General features: G+C 67.5%; 25 protein-coding genes and 1 other RNA gene. 7 read left to right on the forward strand and 19 right to left on the reverse strand.

The genetic code is table 11. From position 1 onward, the window contains the following. The first annotated feature begins 62 nt into the window (after nt 1–62). Nucleotides 63–1004 (forward strand): YiiG family protein, encoded by a 942-nt coding sequence (locus AC5P8R_RS02165; RefSeq protein ID WP_142235213.1) that lies wholly within the window; start codon nt 63–65, stop codon nt 1002–1004. A 102-nt stretch (nt 1005–1106) separates the two neighbouring features. Here AC5P8R_RS02165 and AC5P8R_RS02170 read toward each other — a convergent pair whose 3' ends face one another. Continuing rightward, a complete protein-coding gene (locus AC5P8R_RS02170; protein ID WP_014648300.1) occupies nt 1107–1979 on the reverse strand; it encodes an ion transporter in 873 nt (290 codons plus the stop codon). 63 nt (nt 1980–2042) lie between these two features. Here AC5P8R_RS02170 and AC5P8R_RS02175 point away from each other — a divergent pair, with 63 nt between their 5' ends. Then, the gene (locus tag AC5P8R_RS02175) at nt 2043–3269 is read left to right on the forward strand and encodes an acetylornithine transaminase (protein WP_014648299.1); all 1227 of its coding nucleotides are present in this window, start codon (nt 2043–2045) and stop codon (nt 3267–3269) included. Nucleotides 3270–3413: 144 nt separating this feature from the next. Here the strand turns inward: AC5P8R_RS02175 and AC5P8R_RS02180 are convergent, their stop codons facing one another. Next, nucleotides 3414–4016: an HAD-IA family hydrolase gene (locus AC5P8R_RS02180; RefSeq protein WP_495222950.1), complete on the reverse strand. Its 603-nt coding sequence runs from the start codon at nt 4014–4016 to the stop codon at nt 3414–3416. 123 nt (nt 4017–4139) lie between these two features. On the opposite strand from AC5P8R_RS02180, the gene azu reads away from it, so the two are divergent. Next, nucleotides 4140–4589 carry an azurin gene (gene azu / locus AC5P8R_RS02185; RefSeq protein WP_032956045.1) on the forward strand — a complete coding sequence of 150 codons (450 nt, stop codon included), beginning with the start codon at nt 4140–4142 and terminating at the stop codon, nt 4587–4589. Nucleotides 4590–4662: 73 nt separating this feature from the next. Here the strand turns inward: azu and hemL are convergent, their stop codons facing one another. Further along, nucleotides 4663–5952 carry a glutamate-1-semialdehyde 2,1-aminomutase gene (gene hemL / locus AC5P8R_RS02190; protein WP_049407023.1) on the reverse strand — a complete coding sequence of 430 codons (1290 nt, stop codon included), beginning with the start codon at nt 5950–5952 and terminating at the stop codon, nt 4663–4665. A 16-nt stretch (nt 5953–5968) separates the two neighbouring features. Continuing rightward, on the reverse strand, nt 5969–6595 hold the full coding sequence (thiE, locus tag AC5P8R_RS02195) for a thiamine phosphate synthase (protein ID WP_014648295.1): 627 nt from the start codon (nt 6593–6595) through the stop codon (nt 5969–5971). A gap of 34 nt (nt 6596–6629) precedes the next feature. Between thiE and AC5P8R_RS02200 the strand changes: the two genes are divergently transcribed. Beyond that, entirely contained in the window at nt 6630–6854 is a 225-nt protein-coding gene (locus tag AC5P8R_RS02200; RefSeq protein ID WP_075076014.1) for a rubredoxin, read from the forward strand. A 40-nt stretch (nt 6855–6894) separates the two neighbouring features. Here the strand turns inward: AC5P8R_RS02200 and AC5P8R_RS02205 are convergent, their stop codons facing one another. The 8 genes from AC5P8R_RS02205 to AC5P8R_RS02240 all read right to left on the reverse strand — a co-directional run bounded on the left by AC5P8R_RS02205 (nt 6895) and on the right by AC5P8R_RS02240 (nt 11083). Next, nucleotides 6895–7740 (reverse strand): SirB1 family protein, encoded by an 846-nt coding sequence (locus tag AC5P8R_RS02205; protein ID WP_024957828.1) that lies wholly within the window; start codon nt 7738–7740, stop codon nt 6895–6897. Nucleotides 7741–7898: 158 nt separating this feature from the next. After that, entirely contained in the window at nt 7899–8345 is a 447-nt protein-coding gene (locus tag AC5P8R_RS02210) for a DUF192 domain-containing protein (protein WP_014648292.1), read from the reverse strand. Between the two features lie 21 nt (nt 8346–8366). Continuing rightward, nucleotides 8367–9014: a ribose-5-phosphate isomerase RpiA gene (rpiA, locus tag AC5P8R_RS02215; RefSeq protein ID WP_014648291.1), complete on the reverse strand. Its 648-nt coding sequence runs from the start codon at nt 9012–9014 to the stop codon at nt 8367–8369. A gap of 22 nt (nt 9015–9036) precedes the next feature. Then, entirely contained in the window at nt 9037–9516 is a 480-nt protein-coding gene (locus tag AC5P8R_RS02220) for an EVE domain-containing protein (protein WP_014648290.1), read from the reverse strand. Next, complete coding sequence (locus AC5P8R_RS02225; RefSeq protein WP_014648289.1) at nt 9513–10106, reverse strand: 5-formyltetrahydrofolate cyclo-ligase; 594 nt, start codon at nt 10104–10106, stop codon at nt 9513–9515. Before AC5P8R_RS02225 ends, AC5P8R_RS02220 begins: the two co-directional genes overlap by 4 nt. A gap of 83 nt (nt 10107–10189) precedes the next feature. Beyond that, nucleotides 10190–10375: non-coding RNA, 6S RNA (ssrS, locus tag AC5P8R_RS02230), on the reverse strand. A gap of 193 nt (nt 10376–10568) precedes the next feature. Then, entirely contained in the window at nt 10569–10865 is a 297-nt protein-coding gene (locus AC5P8R_RS02235; RefSeq protein ID WP_005410899.1) for a cell division protein ZapA, read from the reverse strand. Continuing rightward, nucleotides 10862–11083, reverse strand: coding sequence for a TIGR02449 family protein (locus AC5P8R_RS02240; RefSeq protein ID WP_005410898.1), 222 nt, complete (start codon nt 11081–11083; stop codon nt 10862–10864). Before AC5P8R_RS02240 ends, AC5P8R_RS02235 begins: the two co-directional genes overlap by 4 nt. Nucleotides 11084–11237: 154 nt before the next feature. Here AC5P8R_RS02240 and AC5P8R_RS02245 point away from each other — a divergent pair, with 154 nt between their 5' ends. Both AC5P8R_RS02245 and AC5P8R_RS02250 read left to right on the forward strand, forming a co-directional pair. Further along, nucleotides 11238–11786: a YecA/YgfB family protein gene (locus AC5P8R_RS02245; protein ID WP_014648288.1), complete on the forward strand. Its 549-nt coding sequence runs from the start codon at nt 11238–11240 to the stop codon at nt 11784–11786. A gap of 5 nt (nt 11787–11791) precedes the next feature. After that, entirely contained in the window at nt 11792–13114 is a 1323-nt protein-coding gene (locus AC5P8R_RS02250; RefSeq protein ID WP_087786593.1) for an aminopeptidase P N-terminal domain-containing protein, read from the forward strand. A gap of 515 nt (nt 13115–13629) precedes the next feature. Here the strand turns inward: AC5P8R_RS02250 and pepQ are convergent. The 7 genes from pepQ to rph form a co-directional block, all read right to left on the reverse strand. Continuing rightward, nucleotides 13630–14961 carry a Xaa-Pro dipeptidase gene (gene pepQ / locus AC5P8R_RS02255; protein ID WP_495222951.1) on the reverse strand — a complete coding sequence of 444 codons (1332 nt, stop codon included), beginning with the start codon at nt 14959–14961 and terminating at the stop codon, nt 13630–13632. A gap of 75 nt (nt 14962–15036) precedes the next feature. Further along, nucleotides 15037–15411 carry a PilZ domain-containing protein gene (locus tag AC5P8R_RS02260; RefSeq protein ID WP_014648285.1) on the reverse strand — a complete coding sequence of 125 codons (375 nt, stop codon included), beginning with the start codon at nt 15409–15411 and terminating at the stop codon, nt 15037–15039. Next, nucleotides 15408–17687, reverse strand: coding sequence for a DUF1631 family protein (locus AC5P8R_RS02265; protein ID WP_046432332.1), 2280 nt, complete (start codon nt 17685–17687; stop codon nt 15408–15410). The genes AC5P8R_RS02260 and AC5P8R_RS02265 overlap by 4 nt, the downstream gene beginning before the upstream one ends. 201 nt (nt 17688–17888) lie before the next feature. Next, the gene (hemW, locus tag AC5P8R_RS02270) at nt 17889–19115 is read right to left on the reverse strand and encodes a radical SAM family heme chaperone HemW (protein WP_014648283.1); all 1227 of its coding nucleotides are present in this window, start codon (nt 19113–19115) and stop codon (nt 17889–17891) included. 58 nt (nt 19116–19173) lie between these two features. Then, entirely contained in the window at nt 19174–19770 is a 597-nt protein-coding gene (gene rdgB / locus AC5P8R_RS02275) for an RdgB/HAM1 family non-canonical purine NTP pyrophosphatase (protein ID WP_014648282.1), read from the reverse strand. Further along, nucleotides 19767–20156 carry a VOC family protein gene (locus tag AC5P8R_RS02280; protein WP_069117953.1) on the reverse strand — a complete coding sequence of 130 codons (390 nt, stop codon included), beginning with the start codon at nt 20154–20156 and terminating at the stop codon, nt 19767–19769. The genes rdgB and AC5P8R_RS02280 overlap by 4 nt, the downstream gene beginning before the upstream one ends. After that, nucleotides 20153–20878, reverse strand: coding sequence for a ribonuclease PH (gene rph, locus AC5P8R_RS02285; RefSeq protein ID WP_046432330.1), 726 nt, complete (start codon nt 20876–20878; stop codon nt 20153–20155). The genes AC5P8R_RS02280 and rph overlap by 4 nt, the downstream gene beginning before the upstream one ends. 124 nt (nt 20879–21002) lie before the next feature. Between rph and AC5P8R_RS02290 the strand changes: the two genes are divergently transcribed. Further along, complete coding sequence (locus tag AC5P8R_RS02290) at nt 21003–21863, forward strand: YicC/YloC family endoribonuclease (RefSeq protein ID WP_005410888.1); 861 nt, start codon at nt 21003–21005, stop codon at nt 21861–21863. Nucleotides 21864–21880: the final 17 nt, after the last annotated feature.

Below are 21880 nucleotides of genomic sequence, written 5' to 3' on the forward strand. Positions count from 1 at the left end.
GGAGCGCGCGCCCGCGCCATGCATGAAGATGCCTGCAGTTTTCACTGGTGCAAGGAACTGATTTGAACGCATCCACACGCCTGATTCCCGTTCTCCTGCTTGGCGCGCTGGCCGGCTGCAACAACCCGGCGGGGCTGGCGGTCGCCGACCCCGGGCTGGGGAAGGTGAACGCCTACATCGAGTGTTACAACGGCGTCGAACAGCCCATCCGCGAGGGTTTCCAGACCTATACGGGCTGGATGAAGGATCCCGAGGCCGGCCCGACCGGCAAGGAAGCGCAGCCGCGTTCACCCGGCAAGCTGTTGTCGCACCGGGTCGACCATTGCGGCCAGCCGCTGACCGATGCGCTGGCAAAGACCCCTGCCACGCCGCTGGATGCACCAGCGCGACAGTACCAGCGGGCATTCCAGGCACTGAACACCCTGATCGAGCGTGCCGATGGGTACTTCACCCGCGAGGACTATCGTCGCGATGGTGGCGAAGGGATGCGCAGCCAGCATACCCCGCTGATGCAGGCCTATGCTGATTTCTTCAAGGCCAGCGAAGCGATGGATGCTGCGCTGGAAAAGAACGAGAACGATCGCCGCGCCGCCCAGCTGAAGCAGATCGAGGAAAGCGAAGGCCGCTCGCTGGCCTATTACCACCTGCGCCTTGTCGGCGATGGCAAGCAGCTGGCGATGGCGTTCCAGAGCGACGCACCGGACGTTGCGGTATTGCGCGGCCAGCTGGCCGACTATCAGGCGCTGGTGACGGAAATCCAGAACAGTGGTGTCGGCAAGGACGACCCGATGTGGGGTCATGTGCAGCGTTCGGCCGACAAGCTGGTGCGTACCGCCGGTCGCGGTGTCGAGCGTCTGGAGCAGGGCAAGCCGATCACCGCCGATGCGTTGGCCGCCGAGCGCAAGGCGTCGGGCAGCTGGCTCACCACCGATCCTGAGGGCGCGCAGTCGACGATCCTGGATGCCTACAACGACCTGGTGACCACCAGCAACCGCATGCGTTGAGGAGGATCCACGCATGGCGTGGAGCTACCGAGGGTAGTGCCGGGTCACGCCCGGCACGCACCCTGCGGGTTTGGTAGTGCCGGCCGCTGGCCGGCATGTGCCTCAATGGCTGAATGCATCCGGTAGTTCACCCCCGCACTTGCGGCAATGCCGGGCATCCGGCTCGTGGCCTTCCAGCCCGCAGTGCGGGCAGCCACGCGCATCACGGCGCGCGGCCAGCTCGGCTTCACGCATGGTGCTGGCCAGCTCCGCGGTGTAGATGCCGGTGGGCACGGCGATGATGCTGTAGCCGATCAGGATCAGCACCGACGTGACGAAGCGGCCAAGCACGGTCTGCGGCACGATGTCGCCGAAGCCGACCGTGGCCATGGTCACCACCGCCCAGTACATGCTGGCCGGGATGTTGGTGAAGCCGTGTTCGGGGCCCTCGATCACGTACATCAGCGCGCCGGCGATGATGGTGATGGTGATCACCGTGAACAGGAACACCAGCACCTTGCGCCTGCTGCGCCACAGCGACGTCATCAGCACGCCGCTTTCCTCGATGTAGCGGGTCAGCTTGAGGATGCGGAACACGCGCAGGATGCGCAGCGCGCGTACCACCAGCAGGCTCTGCGCGCCAGGAATGAACATCGACAGGTAGGCGGGCAGGATCGACAGCAGGTCGATGATGCCCCAGATGCTCACCGCGTAACGCAGCGGGCGCTTGACCACGGCCAGCCGCAGCAGGTACTCGGCGGTGAAGATGATCGTGAAAGCCCATTCCAGGATGTACAGGCCGGTGGACCATTCGGCATGCAGGTGCTGCACGCTGTCGATCATCACCACCAGGATGCTGGCGACGATCGCCACTACCAGGATCAGGTCGAAATTGCGCGAGGGCCGCGAGTCGTGGCGGTAGATGATGTCGAACCACCGGCGGCGCCAGCCGGTCTCGGTGGCGGGGTTCAGCTGGGGGGCAGAAAACGGTCGCATGGGCGCATTGTGCCGCAGGGGTTCCGGCGCGAGAATGGGGATTCCTGAACCCTGCCGACTGCCATGACCGCCGCTACCGATCCGCTGATCTCCCTTTCGCACTATTACCTGCCGGTCTACAAGCCCCGCCAGGTGGTACTGGAGCGAGGCCAGGGCGCCCGCGTGTGGGACAGCCAGGGCCGTGAGTTCATCGACCTGGCTGCCGGCATCGCCGTGTGCGGGCTGGGCCACAACGATCCGGACCTGGTGGCCGCACTGGTCGAGCAGGCCGGCAAGCTCTGGCACACCAGCAACGTGTTCTACAGCGCACCGCCGCTGCACCTGGCCGAGGAGCTGGTGAAGGCCAGCCGCTTCGCCGAGCGCGTGTTCCTGTGCAACTCCGGCGCCGAAGCCAACGAAGTGGCGATCAAGATGGTCCGCAAGTGGGCCTCCAGCCAGGGCCGCCCGGCCGACAAGCGGGTGATCATCACCTTCCGTGGCAGTTTCCACGGCCGCACCCTGGGCGCGGTGACCGCCACTGCCCAGCCGAAGTACCAGGAAGGCTACGAGCCGCTGCCCGGCGGCTTCCGCTACATCGATTTCAACGATGAAGTACAGCTGGAAACCGCGATGGCCGCCGGCGACGTGGCGGCGGTGATGCTGGAGCCGATCCAGGGCGAGGGCGGCGTGATGCCGGCCAAGTCCGGTTTCCTCAAGCGCGTGCGCGAACTGTGCGACCAGCACAATGCACTGCTGGTGCTGGATGAGATCCAGGCCGGCATGGGCCGCACCGGTACGCTGTTCGCGCACTGGCAGGACGACGTGGTGCCGGACATGGTCACCCTGGCCAAGGCACTCGGTGGCGGCTTCCCGATCGGCGCGATGCTGGCCGGCCCGAAGGTGGCCGAGACCATGCAGTTCGGCGCCCACGGCACCACCTTCGGTGGCAACCCGCTGGCTGCTGCGGTGGCCCGCGTGGCGCTGCGCAAGCTGGCCTCGGCGGAGATCGCCGCCAACGTCAGCCGCCAGTCCAAGGCGCTGCGCGATGGCTTCGCCCGCATCAACGACGAGTTCGGTGTGTTCAGCGACGTGCGTGGTCGTGGCCTGATGCTGGGCGCGGTGCTGAGCAAGGACTTCGCCGGCCAGGCCGGTGCGATCCTCGACCACGCCGCCGAGCACGGCCTGCTGACCCTGCAGGCCGGCCCGGACGTGCTGCGCTTCGTGCCGTCGCTGAACATCACCGACGAAGAAGTGGCCGAAGGCCTGAAGCGCCTGCGCGCGGCGATTGCCGCGTTCATCGCCGCGCGCTGAGGCCATCATGCCGGGGTCGGATCCCTCTCCTGCGGAGAGGGCTCTGACCCCGTTGCTGAGGAATGCCCGTAGAGCCGAGCCCATGCTCGGTTCATCGCGATGCCAAGCCACAGCAGCCGAGCATGGGCTCGGCTCTACAGTGGTTCACGCAATCCGGTAGCGCTTCAACACCTTGCCCAATCCCCGGCCATCGCGCACGGTTTCCGCGTGCAGGCCGGCAGCGCGCGCGCCACGCACATTGGCGAACAGGTCATCGACGAACAGCGTGCGCGAAGGTGCCACGCCCAGCGCTTCCAGCGTGCGCAGAAACACCGCCGGCGCCGGTTTGCGCAGGCCGAAATCCGCACTGCAGAACACGCGCGCCTGCAGGGCAGGAAACAGTTCCGGCAGCAGGGTGGGCAATGCCTGCTGCATCAGCGCGCCGTTGTTGGTCAGCACCGCGATTGGCAGTTCCAGGGCCTGCAATCGTTGCAACACGGCCGCCTGAGGATGGCTGGCGGCCCGTCGCGCCGCGGTCCATGCAGCCACATCGACAGTCGTGCCCAGAAGCTCTCCCAGCTGCGCCAGATAGGCCGGGCCATCCAGCGTGCCATTGTCATGCGCTGCTTCCAGCCCGCTGTCGTACAGCGCGGCCTGTACGGCGTGCGTCGGAACCTGCAGTGTCCGGGCCAGATGCAGCACGCGTTGCCCGCGCTGGTACTGCACCAGCACGCCATCCACATCCAGCAGCAACAGGTCGATCCGCATCGGCTGAGCATGCCATTGCGATGAGTGCGCGGGAAACCCTGGAGCTGGCATGCGACAGACGGTCGCAGACGGCGCCGCAGGGGGCTGCCTAGAATGGCGCTTGAATCCGCAGGAGATGCAATGATGAAGGCTTGGAGGGTGGCAGTGGGACTGGGTGCGCTGATGCTGGCGCCGTCGGCGATGGCGCGGGTGTGTGCGGTGAGCATCGACAGCACCGACCAGATGAGCTTCAGCAGCCGCGAGATCAAGGTTGCCGCTGATTGCACCGCCGTGGACCTGACCCTGCGCCATACCGGCAAGCTGGCGGTCACCGCGATGGGCCACAACTGGGTGCTGACCCGCAGCGCTGATTACCAGCCGGTGGCGATGGCGGGCATGCGCATGACCCTGGCTGACAGCTACCTGCCGAAGGCCGACAAGCGCGTGCTGGCGCACACCAAGGTGATCGGCGGCGGCGAGACCACGCGCGTGCGTTTCTCTACCCAGGGCCTGCAGAAAGGTGGCGACTACACCTTCTTCTGTTCGTTCCCCGGCCACTTCGCGATGATGAAGGGCAAGTTCCTCTTCGGTTAGAAAAAAAAGGGGACGGAGGGGATTAAGTCGTTTGTGCACAAACGACTTAATCCCCTCCGTCCCCTTTTTGCGATCAGCCCTTGGTGGCCTTGAACGCCACGCGTGCAGCGGCGAGGGTGGCCTCGATCACCGCATCGTCGTGCGCGCTGGACAGGAAACCGGCTTCGTACGCCGACGGCGCCAGGAACACGCCCTGGTCCAGCATCGCATGGAAGAAGCGGTTGAACGCCGGGATGTCACAGGCAGTGGCCTGCGCATAGGTCTCCACCTTCTCGCTGGTGAAGAACAGCCCGAACATCGCGCCCACGCGGGTGGTGGTCACGGCCACGCCGGCTTCGGCGGCGGCCGCTTCCAGGCCGGCACACAGGCGCGCGGTGCGCTCGGCCAGGTCGGCGTGGAAGCCCGGTTGCTGGATCAGTTCCAGCATCGCCAGGCCGGCGGCCATCGCCACCGGGTTGCCGCTCAGCGTACCTGCCTGGTAGATCGGGCCGGCCGGGGCGATCTGCTGCATCAGCTCGCGGCGGCCGCCGTAGGCCCCGACCGGCATGCCGCCGCCAATGATCTTGCCGAAGGTGGTCAGGTCCGGGGTGATGCCGTAGTGCGCCTGTGCGCCGCCGAGGGCGACGCGGAAGCCGGTCATCACCTCGTCGAAGATCAGCAGCGCGCCATGCTTCGTGCACAGTTCGCGCAGGTGCTGCAGGTAGCCCTCGCGCGGCGGGATGCAGTTGGCGTTGCCGACCACCGGCTCGATGATCAGGCCGGCAATGTCGTCACCCTGCTGCGCGAACAGCGCAGTGGCCGCTTCGAAATCGTTGTAGGGCAGGGTCAGGGTCAGTTCGCTCAGCCCGGCCGGGACGCCCGGCGAGGTCGGCACGCCCAGGGTCAGCATGCCGCTGCCGGCCTTGACCAGGAACGAGTCGCCATGGCCGTGATAGCAGCCTTCGAACTTCACGATGCGGTTGCGGCCGGTCGCACCACGCGCCAGGCGGATCGCCGACAGCGTGGCCTCGGTGCCGGAGTTGACCATGCGCACCATCTCGCACGACGGCACCAGGCGGGTGATGGTCTCGGCCATGGTCACTTCGGCTGCGCACGGCGCGCCGAAGGACAGGCCGTTGTCGATCGCCTTCTTCACCGCCTGGCGCACGGCCGGGTGGTTGTGGCCGACGATCATCGGGCCCCAGGAACCGACGTAGTCGATGTAGCGGTTGCCGTCGACGTCGTACAGGTAGGCGCCGTCGGCGCGCTCGACGAAGAACGGTTCGCCACCGACCGATTTGAACGCGCGTACCGGCGAATTGACGCCGCCCGGCAGCAGTTGCTGGGCGCGGGAGAACAGGGCGTGGGACTGGTCGTGGTTCATGGGGCTTTCCTGGGCGTTACGCGAACTGGGCGAGGTAGGCGCGCTGGGTCGCGACCGGGTCTTCGGCGGCGAACACGCTGCTGACCACGGCGACCAGATCGGCGCCGGCGTCGATGATGGGACCGACATTGTCCGGCGTCAGGCCGCCGATCGCCACCCGCGGCACGCCCAGTGCGGCGCTTTGCCGCAGCAGGCCGGTATGCGCGCGGCTGCTGGTGACCTTGGTCGTGGTCGGGAAGAACGCGCCGAAGGCCACGTAGCTGGCGCCGGCGGCCACGGCCTTCTCTGCATTGGCAAGCTGGTCGTAGCAGGAGGCGCCGATGATGGCCTCGGCACCGAGCAGGGCGCGTGCGCTGGGGATGTCACCGTCGGTGCCGCCCAGGTGCACCCCCGCCGCGCCAACGGCTTTGGCCAGCGCCGGGTCGTCGTTGACGATCAGCGGCACGCCGTGTTCCGCGCACAGCGCCTGCAGGGCGGTGGCCTGCTCCCGCCGCAGCGCGTCACTGGCGGTCTTGTTGCGGTACTGCAGCCAGGTGGCGCCAGCGGCCAGCAGCGGCGCGGTACGGGCCAGCAGGCATGCGGTATCGGGCTCGTCCGGGGTGATCAGGTAGACGCCGCGGGGCGCCGGGGAAGCAGAAGTCATCGATGGCTACCGGTGAGTGGACCGCGATGGGACAATGGCGGCCCGTGAATCCAGCCCTGATTATCCGATGAGCGATGCCACCCCCACCACCTTGCGCACCTGGATGTGCGTGGTCTGCGGCTTCCTGTACAACGAAGCGGAGGGCCTGCCGGAGGAGGGCATCGCGCCGGGGACGCGCTGGGAGGACATTCCGGAGACCTGGACCTGCCCGGACTGCGGGGTCACCAAGGCCGATTTCGAGATGGTCGAGGTCGATTGATGAGGGTAGGTGTGGACCGTTGGTCCACACACCGACACCCTCAATGCAGCCGCGGCATCGGTCCGCCGAGGTCGATCAGCTTCTCGCGCAGCCACTGCGCATCACTGGCTTCCGGGTTGCGCTTCAGGTACTGCCCCAGATCGTGGCGGGCACCGGCCAGGTACTCCAGTTGCAGGTAGGCCAGGCCGCGGTCACGCAGCGCATCGTCCTGCTCCGGGGCGAGCTTCAGCAGGCGGTCGGCACTGCGCGCGGCGCGGTCCCATTCGCCGGCCTCGGCATACACGCCGTGCAGGTTGCGCAGCATGCGCATCAGGATCGCGCGCGCCGGCGCCGGGTCCAGAATCTGCGCCAGCACCTGGTCGTCGGGCATCTGCCCGCCCAGGTGCGACTTGGCGCGTTCGCGCAGTTCGTCCACGTCCAGCGGGCGACCACCATTGAACGGGTCCATCACCAGCACGCCGTCGTCCACCGGCAGGCGCACCAGGAAGTGGCCGGGGAAGGACACGCCGTCGAGCGGAATGCCCAGCCGCCGCGCGACTTCCATCTGCACCAGCGCCAGCGAGATCGGGTTGCCCAGCCGGCGCTCGAATACCTGGTTGAGGTAGCTGTTGCGCGGGTCGTAATACTCGTCGTGGTCGCCGCTGTAGCCCAGCTCGTCGAACAGGTGGCGGTTGATCGCCGCCATCTTCAATGGACTGTTGTCGATGCTCTCCACTTCCGAGCGGAGGTGGTCGACATGGCTCTGGATCAGCGCATCGTAGGTCGACGGCTGCAGATCGGGGTATTCATCGCGCGCGATCAGCAGCGCGGTCGGCAACAGTGGCAGCGCCTCGTCTTCGAGGTCGGCCAGTGCATCCCAGTCGGGGAGTGTGATCCGGTCCTGCATGGCCACAGACTGGCGTCATTCGCAGGCCGTTTCAAGCGGTGCCGCGTGAAAAATGCAGGGGTCAGATCCCTTTCGCACGCGAAGGGGATCTGACCCCTGCAGGGTTGCCGGCCAGCGGCCGGCACTACTGCGGGTGCCGGGCGCGGCCCGGCCGTACCTTACTTTTCGATGCCCGGGCCGAATTTCAGCTCCGTGCCGTCCTTCAACTGCAGCTTCTCGGCCTGGCCGGCGTTGAGTTCCAGCACGTAGCGCGCCGGGCCACCGCTGGGGTAGGGCGGGCACATGTCGCCAGCCGAGCACGGCGGTACGTCGCGCTGCTGGCTGACCAGCCTGCGCTGGCTGTCGAAGTACAGGATGTCCAGCGCGATCCTGGTGTTCTTCATCCAGTACGCCTGCATTTCTTCGCGGTCGTGGATGAACAGCATGCCGTGGTCGGCCGCCATCTGGTCGCGGAACATCAGCCCGCGCGCGCGGGTTTCGTCATTGGTGGCCAGCTCCACCTGGTAGCGGGCGCCATCCAGTTCGACCCAATGGCGGGCCGCGTCGGTGGCACAGCCGGCCAGGGCCAGCAGCGGAAGCATCAGCAGCGAACGCAACAGCGACATCGTCAGGATCCTTCGGAAGGGTCAGAGCACGACCGGCGGCTCGCCGCCGACGATCACCACGTCGGCGCGACGGCGCGCGAACAGGCCCACGCAGACCACGCCCGGCAGTTGGTTGAGCTCGCGCTCCAGCTTTTCCGGATCGGTGATCTGCAGGTTGTGGATGTCCAGGATCTGGTTGCCATTGTCGGTGACCACGCCTTCGCGCCAGGTCGGCTGGCCGCCGGTCATGTCGCGGATCTGGCGGGCGACCAGGCTGCGCGCCATCGGGATCACTTCCACCGGCAGCGGGAACCTGCCCAGCACCGGCACCTGCTTGCTCGGGTCGACGATGCAGATGAAGCGCTCGCTGGCCTCGGCGATGATCTTCTCGCGGGTCAGTGCGGCGCCGCCGCCCTTGATCAGGCACTTGTTCGGATCGCACTCATCGGCGCCGTCCACGTACAGCGACAGGTTGCCGCTGTGGTTCAGCTCGATCACTTCGATGCCGTGCTGCTTCAGGCGCGCGGTGCTCTGCTCGGAGCTGGACACGGCGCCCTTGATGCGGTGCTGGATGCGGGCCAGGGCATCGATGAAATAGGCCACGGTGGAACCGGTGCCGACACCGACGATCATGCCGTCTTCGACGTATTCGATGGCTTTCTCGGCGGCCAGGCGCTTGGCTTCGGACATGGGAGAACTCTCAGGCAGGGAATCAGGATTTCTTTTCCAGCGACAGCAGCAGCTTCCACTGCGCGGCGGTCACCGGGAACACCGACAGGCGGTTGCCCTTGGCAACCAGCGGGAAGCCTTCGCCCAGTTCCTCGGCGTGCAGCTTGATCTCGTCCAGCGCGATCACCTGCTTCAGCTTGCGGTCGAAGGCCACGTCCACCAGCATCCAGCGCGGGTTCTCGCGCGTGCTCTTGGGGTCGTAGTAGTCGGATTTTGGATCGAACTGGGTGTCGTCCGGATAGGCGGTGCTGGCCACCGTGGCCAGGCCGACGATGCCCGGCACCTTGGTATTGGAGTGGTAGAACAGGATGCCGTCGCCCACCTGCATGCCATCGCGCATGAAGTTGCGCGCCTGGTAGTTGCGCACCCCGTTCCAGGGTTCGACCTTGACCTTGGCCAGGTCATCGATGGAGAAGGCGTCCGGTTCGGACTTCATCAGCCAGTAGCGCTTGCGGGCGGTCATGCGTTCACGGGGGCAGCGGAGGGGAACAGGGTGCCGTCTTCGGTGCAGATCGCATCCACCGGCACGTCCCACGACGCCACCGGCAAGGACTCGACCTGCTGCACCGCGAACGCAGCACCGACCAGCCAGGGCGGCGCCGGCCGGTCATGGCGGAAGGCGAAGCTGCGATCATACCAGCCGCCCCCCATGCCCAGCCGCCGGCACTGTGCGTCGAAGCCCACCAGCGGGGCCACCACCAGCGCCATCTGCGCCGGTTCCAGCGTATCGTCCAGCGCTACGTCCGGTTCGGGAATGCCGTAGCGGTTGCTGGTCAGCGCCTGTCCCGGCCGCCACGGCGCGAAGCGCAGCACCTCGCCGGCCAGCACCGGCAGGCAGTAGGTGAGGCCTTCGGGCAGTTGCAGCTGCCAGCGGTGCAGGGCGATTTCGCCATCCAGCGCCCAGTAGCCGGCCACGGCGCCTTCGCGTGGGGTGAACGGCAGGGCGAGCAGGGCATCGGCAAGGGATTCGGCGGCAGCGATGCGCTCACCGGCGGAAAGGTCGCGGCGGCGTTGCCGCAGGTCGTGGCGCAGGGCCTGGCGCGGGTCGGTCATGGCAGCGTGCGGCAAGGATCAGCCGCCATTGTGCCGGAAAGAACAAGGGCGACGCCCGAAGACGCCGCCCTTGCTGGAATATTGCATTCTCCGCAATGTCGATGCATGCGAAACGACCTTGAACCCGGGGGCTCAAGTGGGAACGCTGGAGAACCATCGGGCTTCCCGCTACAAGGCGGACCTGCACTCCCGGCGCTGTCGCGCTCCCGGTGTCGTTCTTAAGGGACAAGGCGAATGTTTGCACATGCCGTCGAGTACCGCAGAGAACGCGTGGCCATTATAGCCAGCATGCAGGGTCTGGAAAGGCCGTTCGTCGGCAACAGTCCGTGCCAATTCAGATATGCGAAAAAGGGGACGGAGGGGATTAAGACGTTTCCGGCACGGAAAAAGGGGACGGAGGGGATTAAGACGTTTCCGGCACGGATGGGGCGAATGCGCCTTAATCCCCTCCGTCCCCTTTTTCTAGGGGGTGCCGTCGATCGCGCGGTCGAGGCGCCTGTTCAGGTCGGCCAGCGTCTGCTGCAGGGCCACGGCCTGGCGGGCGTTCTCGTCGCGCAGCAGCTGCAGTTCGTGGGCCAGGTTCAGTGCGGCCAGCACGGCGACGCGGTCGACGGCGGCCATGCGGTTGCTGCCGCGGATTTCGCGCATGCGCGCATCGAGCAGGCGCGCGGCGGCCATCAGGCTGTCGCGTTCATCGCCGCCGACACCCACCGTGTATTCACGATCGAGGATGCGGACACTGACCGGTTCGGCGCTCATGTGTGCTGCTCCAGGGATTTGAGCCGGCTGATCATTGCTTCCACCCGCGAGCGTGCCTGCTCGTTCTTGGCCAGCAGCGTGGAACGCTCGGCCACCAGCTGTTCCTGCTGGTGGCGCAGGCTGCGGTTCTCCTCGGCCAGGCGCTGGTTGCGTTCGAGCAACGCTTCCACGCGGGCGGCGAAGTCCTGCAGCTGGGCAAGGGGATCGGCGGGTTCCATGCGGGCACGATAGGCAAGCCGGGCAAGGGCGGTCAAGCGTTGTCGCAGCAAGGCCTGGCGGCCGCAGAGAGGACGCCGCCGGGTTGCTACACTACGGGGTCTCACGGGCGCGCGCGTGCGCGCCCCGGGTTTCCTTCTCCGAACGAGCCGCACGATGACCGAACTTCCCTCCGTCGACGACGTTACCCGCGCCAGCCAGGAACTGGGCCTGGGCGCTACCGCTGCCGAGCTGCACGGTGCGCTGTGTGGCTGGCTGGCCGCCGGTGGCGCCCCCGGCAACGACTGGCCGGCACGGGTGCTGGCCGACGACAACCTGCCGCCGGTGGCTGCCGACAGCGTGCTGGGGCAGCTGCTGCAGGCGACCATCAAGCAGCTGGAAGACCGCGACTTCGCCTTCGAACTGCTGCTGACAGACGGCGACGATGTGTCCGCGCAGGCCGATGCCATGTTCAGCTGGACCCGCTCGTTCCTGGGTGGTTTCGGCCTGGGCAGCGGCGGCCGTCGCCCGACCTTGTCCGAAGAGGGTGAAGAAGCGCTGACCGACATGGCCAGCCTGGCACGCGCCTCCAGCGAGGATTTCGAAGCGGGTGGCGATGATGACGACGAAGCCCTGTCGGAGATCGAGGAGTTCATCCGCGTGGCGGTACTGCTGCTGCACGGTGACGTGGTGCTGGCCTCGCGCCATCGGCAGCGCCTGAACTGATGGACATCAAGCAGCGCACCGGCATCGCGGCCGGCGAATACAAGCGTCGGCGCCGCCAGCTGATGGACATGGCCGGCGAGGACGCGATCCTGGTGCTGCCGGCCGCGGCCGAGAAGGTGCGCAGCCTCGATACCCATTACCCGTTCCGCCAGGACTCGGACTTCCAGTACCTGAGCGGTTTCCCGGAGCCGGAGGCGGTATTGGTGCTGATCCCGGGCCGGCGCCACGGCGAGGCCATCCTGTTCTGCCGCGAACGTGATGCCGAGCGCGAAGCCTGGGACGGCAGCCGTGCCGGCCAGGAAGGCGCGGTGGCGCAGTACGGCATGGACGATGCGTACCCGATCGATGATCTGGACGACATCCTGCCGGGCCTGTTGGAAGGCCGTTCGCGCGTCTACTACCACTTCGGTCGCGACGCCGATTTCGACCTGAAGCTGATCGGCTGGGTCAACCGCGTGCGTTCGCAGGTGCGCCACGGCGCGCAGCCGCCGCATGAATTCCTTGAACTGGGCCATCTGCTGCACGAGCAGCGCCTGTTCAAGTCCGGTGCGGAAGTTGCATTGATGCACCACGCCGCGCAGATCAGCGTGCGTGCGCATCTGGCGGCGATGAAGGCTGCCAGGGCCGGCATCCACGAATACGAGCTGCAGGCCGAGCTGGAACGCGTGTTCCGCGCCAGCGATGCAGTGCCGGCGTATTGCAGCATCGTCGGTGCGGGCCGCAACGGTTGCATCCTGCATTACCGGGACAACAACGCGCGTTCGCGCGACGGCGAGCTGGTGCTGATCGACGCCGGTGCCGAGTACCGTGGCTACGCCAGCGACATCACCCGCACGTTTCCGGTGAATGGCCGCTTCAGCGCCGAGCAGCGTGCACTGCACGACCTGGTCGGCGATGCGCAGGCCGCCGCGCTGGCCCAGGCCAGGCCGGGCGTGCCGTACGAGGCCGGTCACCTGGCCGCGGTGCAGACCCTGACCGAGGGCCTGCTGCGGCTGGGCCTGCTGAAGGGGACGCTGGAAAAGAACCTGTCCGAAGGCCTGTACCAGCGTTTCTACCGGCACAAGACCGGGCACTGGATCGGGCTGGACGTGCACGATGTGGGCGATTACCGCCTGGCGGGCGATTCGCGGCTGCTGGAGCCGGGCATGGCATTCACCATCGAGCCGGGGCTGTACATCGGCGTGGACGATACGACGGTGGAACCGCGCTGGCGCGGCATCGGCATCCGTACCGAGGATGATGTGCTGATCACCGACGACGGTCATCGCGTGCTGACCGAAGGTCTGGCGCGCAGCGCCGACGAGATTGAAGCGGTGATGGCGGGGTAAGGGGTGTTCTGCAGGGCTTGCAGCCCTGCACCCGCAGAGGCAACAGCAAGAGCAACAGCAACAGCAACAGCAACAGCAACAGCAACAGCAACAGCGCGCATTCCGTGGGATGGCGGGGCACTGTGGGTGTGCGGGGACGCCGTGAACCCATCCATGGGGGCTTGGTCGCGGCATCCATGCCGCTCACACACCGCAAACCCACAGTACCCCGCCTTCGACAGGTTCACGCGGCTGTTGGCAACCGCGGTTATTGGCACGCGCGGCTGTTGGTAGGTGTCGACCTTGGTCGACACGGAGCGAGCGCAGCGAGCGACCCGCTTCTGCTTTTCTTTCTTCTTTTTCCGTGGTTGGACGCAGCAGGAAACTGTCAAAGGACGGGCGGGGTGGGTTTGCAGGACCGTTGGCGCCATGGATGGCGCCATCGAGCCCCCATGGATGGGTTTACGGCGTGTCCTGCAAACCCACCCCGCCCGGCCAAGCGCGGCCTTTGATATCAGCGCCCAACCACGAGGGGCTCAGCCGTTCGCCGCCGCAAACGCCGGCCGCGTCAGGTTGTCCGCCTCGCCCTCGGTGCACAGCACTTCGTCTTCAATGCGGATGCCACCATACGGACGGAAGAAATCCACGCGGTCCCAGTTGATCGCATCACCATGGCCGGCATCCTTCACTTCGTTCAACAGCATGTCGATGAAGTACAGGCCCGGTTCAATGGTCACCACCATGCCCGGTTCCAGTACGCGGGTCAGGCGCAGGTACGGGTGGCCCGCCGGGCGCTCGATGCGGCCGCCCTCGTCGCTGGCCGCGAAACCGGCCACGTCGTGCACCTGCAGGCCGATCAGGTGGCCGATGCCATGCGGGAAGAACGCGGCGCTGACGCCGGTCTCCAGCGCGGTCTGCGGCGAGACCTTGATCACGCCGAAGTCCTTCAGCACGCCCATCAGCGAAAGATGTGCGTCCACGTGCAGCTGCCTGTAGTCGAAGCCCGGGCGCACCGCTGCGCACATCTGCTGCTGGGCGGCGTCGACGGCAGCAATCATCGCAGCGAATTCGTCGTGGCCCTGCGCGGCGTAGGTACGGGTGATGTCGCTGGCGTAGCCGTGCGCGCTGGCGCCTGCATCGATCAGGAAGCTGCGCAGCGACTGCGGCGCCTTGCGGCCCAGCTCGGTGTAATGCAGCACGGCGGCATGTTCATTGAGCGCCACGATGTTGCCGTAGGGCAGCTCGTTGGCATCCTGGCCGACGGCCTGGCAGTACGCCATGTGGATGCTGAATTCGTCGGCGCCGTTGCGGAACGCGGCTTCGGCGGCGCGGTGGCCGCGCACGCCCAGCACCTGCGCCTGGCGCATCAGCGCGATCTCATACGGCGTCTTGCTGCCGCGGTGCCATTCCAGGTAGTTCACCACCGGTGCCGGGTTGTTCGGCACGTAGCTGCCCAGCGCGCTCTGCGGCTCGCCGAGGATCGCGCAGCGCGACGGGTCGGCCGGCAGCAGGGCCAGCGCCTCTTCGGGCTTGCGGATGATGTGGATGTCGAAGTGCTCCACCCACCAGCCACTCGGTGCGTCCGGTACCACGTGCCAGTAATCGAAGGGCTGGTGGAAGATCACCGCCGGGCGCTTGCCCGGGGTGAACACGATCCAGCTGTTGGGCACCCGGGTCAGCGGCAGCCAGGCCTTGAACTGCGGATTGACCGCGTACGGGTAGTCGCGATCGTCGAACACCTGGTAGTGCAGGGTGCCGCTGGGCACGACCAGATGGTCGAAGCCGCCGCGGGCCAGCGCCTGTTCGGCACGTCGGCACAGCACGGCCAGGTGGTCGGGGTACAGGGCGCCGGGGTCTTGCTGGATCATTGCGGTGGCTCGACACGGAAAACGGCCCTAGATTCTGCCGCATACCGGGAAAAACCGCTGTGCTGGAACCGGCACTCAGGCCGTCGAAACCGGTGCCTCGTCGCTGTCTTCGCCTATCCACTGGCGCAGCAGTTGCCGATGTTCGCGTGACAGGGTGAGGAAGCGGAAGCCGGTCCAGCTCTGGCCGGGCACATGCGCCGGCTCGCTCCACAGCAGGTGCACGCCCACGTCAATGGCCTCGTGGCGGCCGTCACCGATCGGCAACGGGAAGCGGAACTGGTACAGCGCGTCCTCGCGCAGCGGGGTGCTGGCCAGCATCAACATGCCAGTCTCGGAGACATTGCCGAGCCGGCCCACCACGCATTCGCGCATCTGGTCGGTGACCGGTACCAGATCCGAGACCTGGCGACGCGGCGCGCGGCGGGTGTCCTGCGGCGGTTGCACGTTCAAACGGACGCCTCCCTGTAACGGCCGCCGGCCAGCGCACGCAGCGCACCGAGGCTGGCCTGCCATGCGCGATCGACCAGCCGCCCCTTGTCTTCGGTGACCAGCTGCGCGCGTCCAGCGCTGAGCTGCCGGGCCAGCGTATCAAGGTCGGTATCGGCGATCTTCTGCCCGCGCGGATTGACGAACAGGGCGTGACCGGTCAGCAGGCTGTACCAGGACAGGCGCTGGCGGCGCAGGGTGCCGTCACCGTTGTCGATGTCGAACCAGCTGCCAAAGGGCAGGGTCACGAGCTGCTGGTAGGCCGCCTCTTCGGCGCTGCTGCGCGGCGTGCGCGGGGCGTCGGCGCTGCCGCTGGCAGCATGTTCGCCCAGTCGTGCACGTGCCTTCAGGCGCGCACTGAGCTCGGTGCGCGAGGTGCTTTCATCCTCGCCTCCTGGCGTGGCCAGGCGGCGCGCAACGGCGGCGGCTTCCTCGGCGTGATAGCCGACCTGCACGAGCGCCGATTCCACCTCGTTGGCCAGCACTGCATCGGTGCCACCGTTGGCATCGACGGCCTGCGCGGTCACCGCGGCGATGCGCTCGGTCTGTAGCAGGCGTTCCTGCCACTGCGGCGAATCTTCGCCATGGCGCAGGCGGGTGAGGGTGAGTGCATCGGCCCAGGCCTGGCGCAGCAGGGTCTGCACGAAGCGCGGCGGCGCCTGTGTGTCGCAGCACTGGTCGATCTGCGCATTGGCCTGACGACGCGCCAGTTCCAGCCGTTCCTTGCCACGCGCGGCCTCGACGTGGCGGCGCTCGGCCAGTTCAGCACGATGGGCCGCCGCGCGCTGATGCTGCTGTACGTCTTCGTTGGCGGCGGCGAAGGCCTCGGGCGAGCGTGCATCCTGGCCGAGCAGACCCTGCACGCTCTGCGCCATGCGCTGCAGCAGCTGGGGGTCCACGTCATCGTCGCCCAGCCAGTTGGCGCCGACTTCGGCAATCTGGTTGAGCAGTTCGCGTGCAGGGTGTTCATCGCGCACGAAGAAGCCGGGGTCGGCCATCGCCGCACGCGCCAGCGGTACCTGCAGGCGCGCCAGCAGGGCGGCCGGCACCGGGTCGGGGCGCTGCTGTTGCTGCACCTGCTGCATCAGCAGGCGCAGCAGGTCGAGGTTGTCGCGGTCGTGGCTGCCCAGCTGGGCCTGCGCGCCGTGCTCGCTGCGCAGCTGGGCGACCACCGCAGCCTGCAGGTCGGCGACGCCGGTGGCCGCGCTGGACTGGGCCTGCAGTCGCGCGAGGACCGCATCGACGGCCGCACTGGGCACGGCAGCGGTGTCCGCAGGAGGGGCAGTGGCATGGCGGGCCTGCTGCAGCAATTCATGCAGCGCACTGCCGGTGGACGTGGTCACGCCGGCGGTGGCTGCGCCCGGCGTACCCGCGTCGTTGAATGCGTCCTGCACCAGGTTCGACCAGGAACCGGCCGGAGCGGAGCCGTTCCAGCCGGTCAACGGCGCGGCGGAACGCTTGGCAGGCTGGGTCGTGCGGCCGCCGCCCACCGACTGGGTGATGATCCGCCGGGTGCTCGACGAGCGTGCCAGGTACGGGGTGTAGACCAGGCCCGGCAGCACGCCATGCTGGGCCAGCAGCGCATTGGCGCGGTCCAGCACATCGCCCAGGCGTTCCAGCACCTGCCGCTCGAAGCTGCGGTACAGCGCAAGCTGCACCTCCACGCCAAGGGCGTCCTGTTCGGCGATCCGGCGCACCATCGCGCACAGGGCCTGCGGTGCCAGTGGCAGGGTGTCGGCCTCGAACGCCGGCGCCGCCGCGAGCACGCCCAGGCGCTGTCCCAGCAGGTTCAACGTATTGGTTGAACGCAGGGTCTCGCGCCGGATCATTTCGGTCAGCAGCAGGTCGCGATCCACCTCGTGCTCATCGACCAGCGACAGGCCGAGCGCTCCCGGTAGCGGCGGCGGCGAAGCAGGGGCCGCAGCGGCGATGGACGGCTCGCGCAGGCCCGCCAGCGCTTCGGCCACGGCATCGAGCATGCGGTCGGCGAAATGGCCGGCGAAGGCGTGCAGCTGGCCACGCTGGGCCATCAGGTCCGCCTGCTGCATCGGATTGCGTGCACGGTCGGCGTCGTGCAGCAGCGTCTGCTCCAGCGCTTCGACGGTCAGGATCAGGGGCGCGGCCAGCGTTTGCCGGCACAGGCCGATCAACGCACCCAGCAGTTCACGCACCCGCGATGGCAGGTCGCTGGCGGCCAGGCGTGCTTTGTCGGCAGAGGTGATGGAAAAGACAGCTGACATCGGCGAGCGGTACCCGGATTCCCGCGGATCGATCCTGTGAATCTACCGTGTCGGCCGCAGTCGGCGCTACTTTAGGCTGAACGTGTCTCACGTTCATCGGGCAGGGCCGACGGATGAACGGTAGTGCCGGCCGCTGGCCGGCAGCGCTGTCTTTACCAGAGTGCCGGCCAGCGGCCGGCACTACCCGGTATGGCGGAAGGCTTATTCCTCCAGGAACAGGCTCACCACATCGTTGGTGAACCGGCGGCCCAGCTCGGTCGGTTGCACATGACCCTCCGCCACCTCCAGCCAGCCGCGCTGGACGGCCTCGGCCAACGGAGCGTCCAGCACGCCGCGCGGCAGCCCGGTGCGCGACTCGAAATCGCGAAGGCCGAACCCTTCGTGCAGGCGCAGCAGGTTGAGCATGTACTCGAACGGCAGGCGCTCGGCTGCGATCACATCGTCACCCCCGAAAGAGGCCGGCGTGCCCGCGCTGTCCAGGTAGGCCTGCGGATGCTTCAGCTTCCAGCGGCGCAGCACGTGTTCTTCGGCGCCCGAGCTGATCTTGCCGTGCGCACCGGCACCGATGCCCAGGTAATCGCCGAAACGCCAGTAGTTCAGGTTGTGCGCGCTTTGCCGGCCGGGGCGCGCATAGGCGCTGACCTCGTACTGGCCGAAACCAGCCTGTGCCAGCAATGCCTGGCAGTGTTCCTGCATGTCCCAGGCGTTGTCTTCATCGGGAATGCCCTGCGGCGGCCGCGCGAAGAACACCGTGTTCGGTTCCAGGGTCAGCTGGTAGTGCGAGATGTGCGCCGGTTGCAGTGCAAATGCACGCTCCAGGTCGGCCTCGGCGCCGGCCAGGGTCTGTTCCGGCAGCGCATACATCAGGTCGATGTTGAAATTGTCGTAGCCCGCGTCCTGCGCCATCTTCACCGCGCGCTCGGCTTCGCCACTGTCGTGGATGCGGCCGAGGCGCTTGAGCATGGCGTCGTCGAAACTCTGGATGCCGAAGCTGAGGCGGTTCACGCCGGCCGCGCGGTAGCGGTCGAAACGGCCATGCTCGGCGGTGCCCGGGTTGGTTTCCAGGGTGATCTCGGCATTGGGGGCAAAGCGCAGGCGCGCGCTGGCCTGCTGCAGGAAGCGGTCGATCGCCTCCGGCGGGAACAGGCTGGGCGTGCCGCCACCGAAGAACACGCTGTGCACCACCCGGCCCCAGACCAGCGGCAGGTCCTGGTCCAGGTCGCGCAGCAGTGCATCGATGTAGGCCTCGAACGGCAACTCGCCCTTGGCCTGGTGCGAATTGAAATCGCAGTACGGGCATTTGCGCACGCACCACGGCAGGTGCACGTACAGCGACAGCGGTGGCGGCACCAGCCGCGGTGCGCTGTCGTGGTCAGCGGAGCAGGCTTCGCCGGGCAGGTGGTTGCAGTGGTCGTGGGCGTGCGGCATGGGCTTCATCGGTAGTGCCGGCCGTTGGCCGGCTTCCCTGGTTCGATCAGGTCGGGCGTCAGTACAGCGTCGCCAGCTGCTGCTTGAGCTGCTGCAGGGCAATGGCACGGTGGCTGATGGCGTTCTTCAGCGCCGGCTCCATTTCCGCGGCGGTCAGGCCGTGGGTGGTGTCCAGGAACACCGGGTTGTAGCCGAAACCATTCGTGCCACGCAGCTCACGGATGATCTGCCCTTCCCAGCGGCCTTCGCAGATCAGCGGCTGCGGGTCGGTGGCGTGGCGCAGCAGCACGATCACCGCATAGAAGCGGGCACTGCGCTGACCATCGGGAACACCGGCCATCGCGTCCAGCAGCTTGGCGTTGTTGGCAGCGGCGTTGGTCGGGTGGCCGGCATAGCGCGCGCTGTACAGGCCCGGTGCACCACCCAGGGCATCGACGATCAGGCCGGAATCATCGGCCAGCGCCGGCAGGCCGGTCGCTTCGCAGGCGGCGCGTGCCTTCAGCAGCGCGTTCTCGACGAAGGTCAGGCCGGTCTCTTCCACGTCGCCCAGGCCCAGCTCGGCGGCCGAGGTGATCTGCAGCGGCAGGTCGGCGAGGATCTCCTGCATCTCCACCAGCTTGCCGGCATTGTGGCTGGCCAGTACCAGTTTCTTCATTGACGGGGCTCCAACAGGTCCCAGGTGTTGCCATACAGGTCGCGGAATACCGCGACCGTTGCATAGGGTTCTTCGCGCGGCGCTTCCAGGAACTCGACGCCGGCGGCCAGCATCGCCGCGTGGTCGCGGTGGAAGTCGTCGGTGTTGAGGAAGAAGGCAACGCGGCCACCGGTCTGGTTGCCGACGCGGCTGCGTTGTTCCTCGTCGCTGGCACGGGCCAGCAGCAGGGCGGCGGCGCTGCCGTCGGTCGGGCCGACCACCACCCAGCGCTTGTGCCCCTGGTCGATGTCTTCGAGCAATGCGAAGCCGAGCTTGCCGGTGTACCAGGCAATGGCTTCGTCATAGTCGGCCACCACCAGGGTGGTCAGGGCGATGCGCCGGTTCATGCCGACAGCGCCGCCTGCTGCGCGGCCAGCAGCTCGGCCACGCCCTTCTCGGCCAGGCCCAGCAGCGCGTCCAGTTCATCGCGACGGAAGGCGTGGCCTTCGGCGGTGCCCTGCAGCTCGATGAAGCCGCCACCGTCGTTCATCACCACGTTCATGTCGGTGTCGCAGTCGCTGTCTTCGGCGTAGTCCAGGTCCAGCACCGGGGTGCCGCGGTACACGCCCACCGACACTGCTGCAACTGCGCCCAGGACCGGGTTGCGCTTGATGTCGCCACGCTTCATCAGCACGCTCACCGCATCGACCAGGGCCACATAGGCGCCGGTGATGGCGGCGGTGCGGGTGCCACCGTCGGCCTGCAGCACGTCGCAGTCGAGGGTGATGGTGCGTTCGCCCAGCGCATTGCGGTCCACGCAGGCACGCAGGCTGCGGCCGATCAGGCGCTGGATCTCCAGCGTGCGACCGCCCTGCTTGCCACGGGCCGCTTCGCGGTCGCTGCGGGTATGGGTGGCGCGCGGCAGCATGCCGTACTCGGCGGTGACCCAGCCTTCGCCCTTGCCGCGCAGGAAGCCCGGCACGCGGTTCTCGACGCTGGCGGTGCACAGCACGCGGGTTTCACCGAAGCACACCAGCACCGAACCTTCGGCGTGGCGGGTGAAGCCGCGTTGGATGACGACCGGGCGGAGCTGGTCGGGCTGGCGGCCGCTGGGGCGGGAATCGGACATGGTGCGGGTTCCGTAATGGCGAGGGAGTACGCCGCCACGCCCGCGGCCTTCACGGGGCGGGCAAGGGGGCTCTGGTGAGGGCGCTAGGGTACCATTCCCCCTTTGCACGCACCGGACACATTCCATGATTCGAAGCATGACCGCCTATGCCGGCGGCGAGCGGGTCACCCCGTGGGGCACGCTGGGCTGCGAGCTGCGCTCGGTCAACCACCGCTTCCTGGAGGTCGGCACCCGCCTGCCCGAGGAACTGCGGGCGCTCGAACCGCAGCTGCGCGAGCGTATCGCCGCGCGCCTGAGCCGCGGCAAGCTGGATCTGGTGATGCGCCTGCGCGCGCCGGAGGCGGCTGCCAACCTGCAGGTGGACGAGGCTCTGCTGGGCCAGCTGGGCCGCCTGGCCCACCGCCTGACCTCCGATTTCCCGAACCTGCAGGTCAGCTTCACCGATCTGCTGCAGCTGCCGGGCGTGACCCGCGGCGAGGCCACGGATGCCGCCGCCCTGCAGGTCGAGGCGCTGGCCCTGCTGGACCAGGTGCTGGACGGCTTCGTCGAAGCGCGTGAGCGCGAAGGCGGCAAGCTGGCTGCGGCCATCAGCGAACGCGTGGACGGCATCGAACGCATCGCCACCGAAGTGCGCACCTTGATTCCGGCCATTCGCGACGGCCAGCGCGCCAAGCTGGCCGCCCGTCTGGCTGACCTGCCGCACCCGGTCGACCCGGGCCGTGCGGAGCAGGAGCTGGTCCTGTGGCTGCAGAAGCTGGACGTGGATGAAGAGCTGGACCGGCTCGGCAGCCATATCGTCGAGATCCGCCGCGTGCTCAAGCAGCGCGAGCCGGTCGGCCGCCGCCTGGACTTCCTGCTGCAGGAGTTCAACCGCGAAGCCAATACGCTGGGCTCGAAGTCGGTGGACAGCCGCACGTCCAATGCTGCGGTGGAGCTGAAGGTGCTGATCGACCAGATCCGCGAGCAGGTGCAGAACATCGAATGATGTTGCATCCAGCGATA

Source organism: Stenotrophomonas sp. YJH_SMC_73, assembly GCF_059370155.1.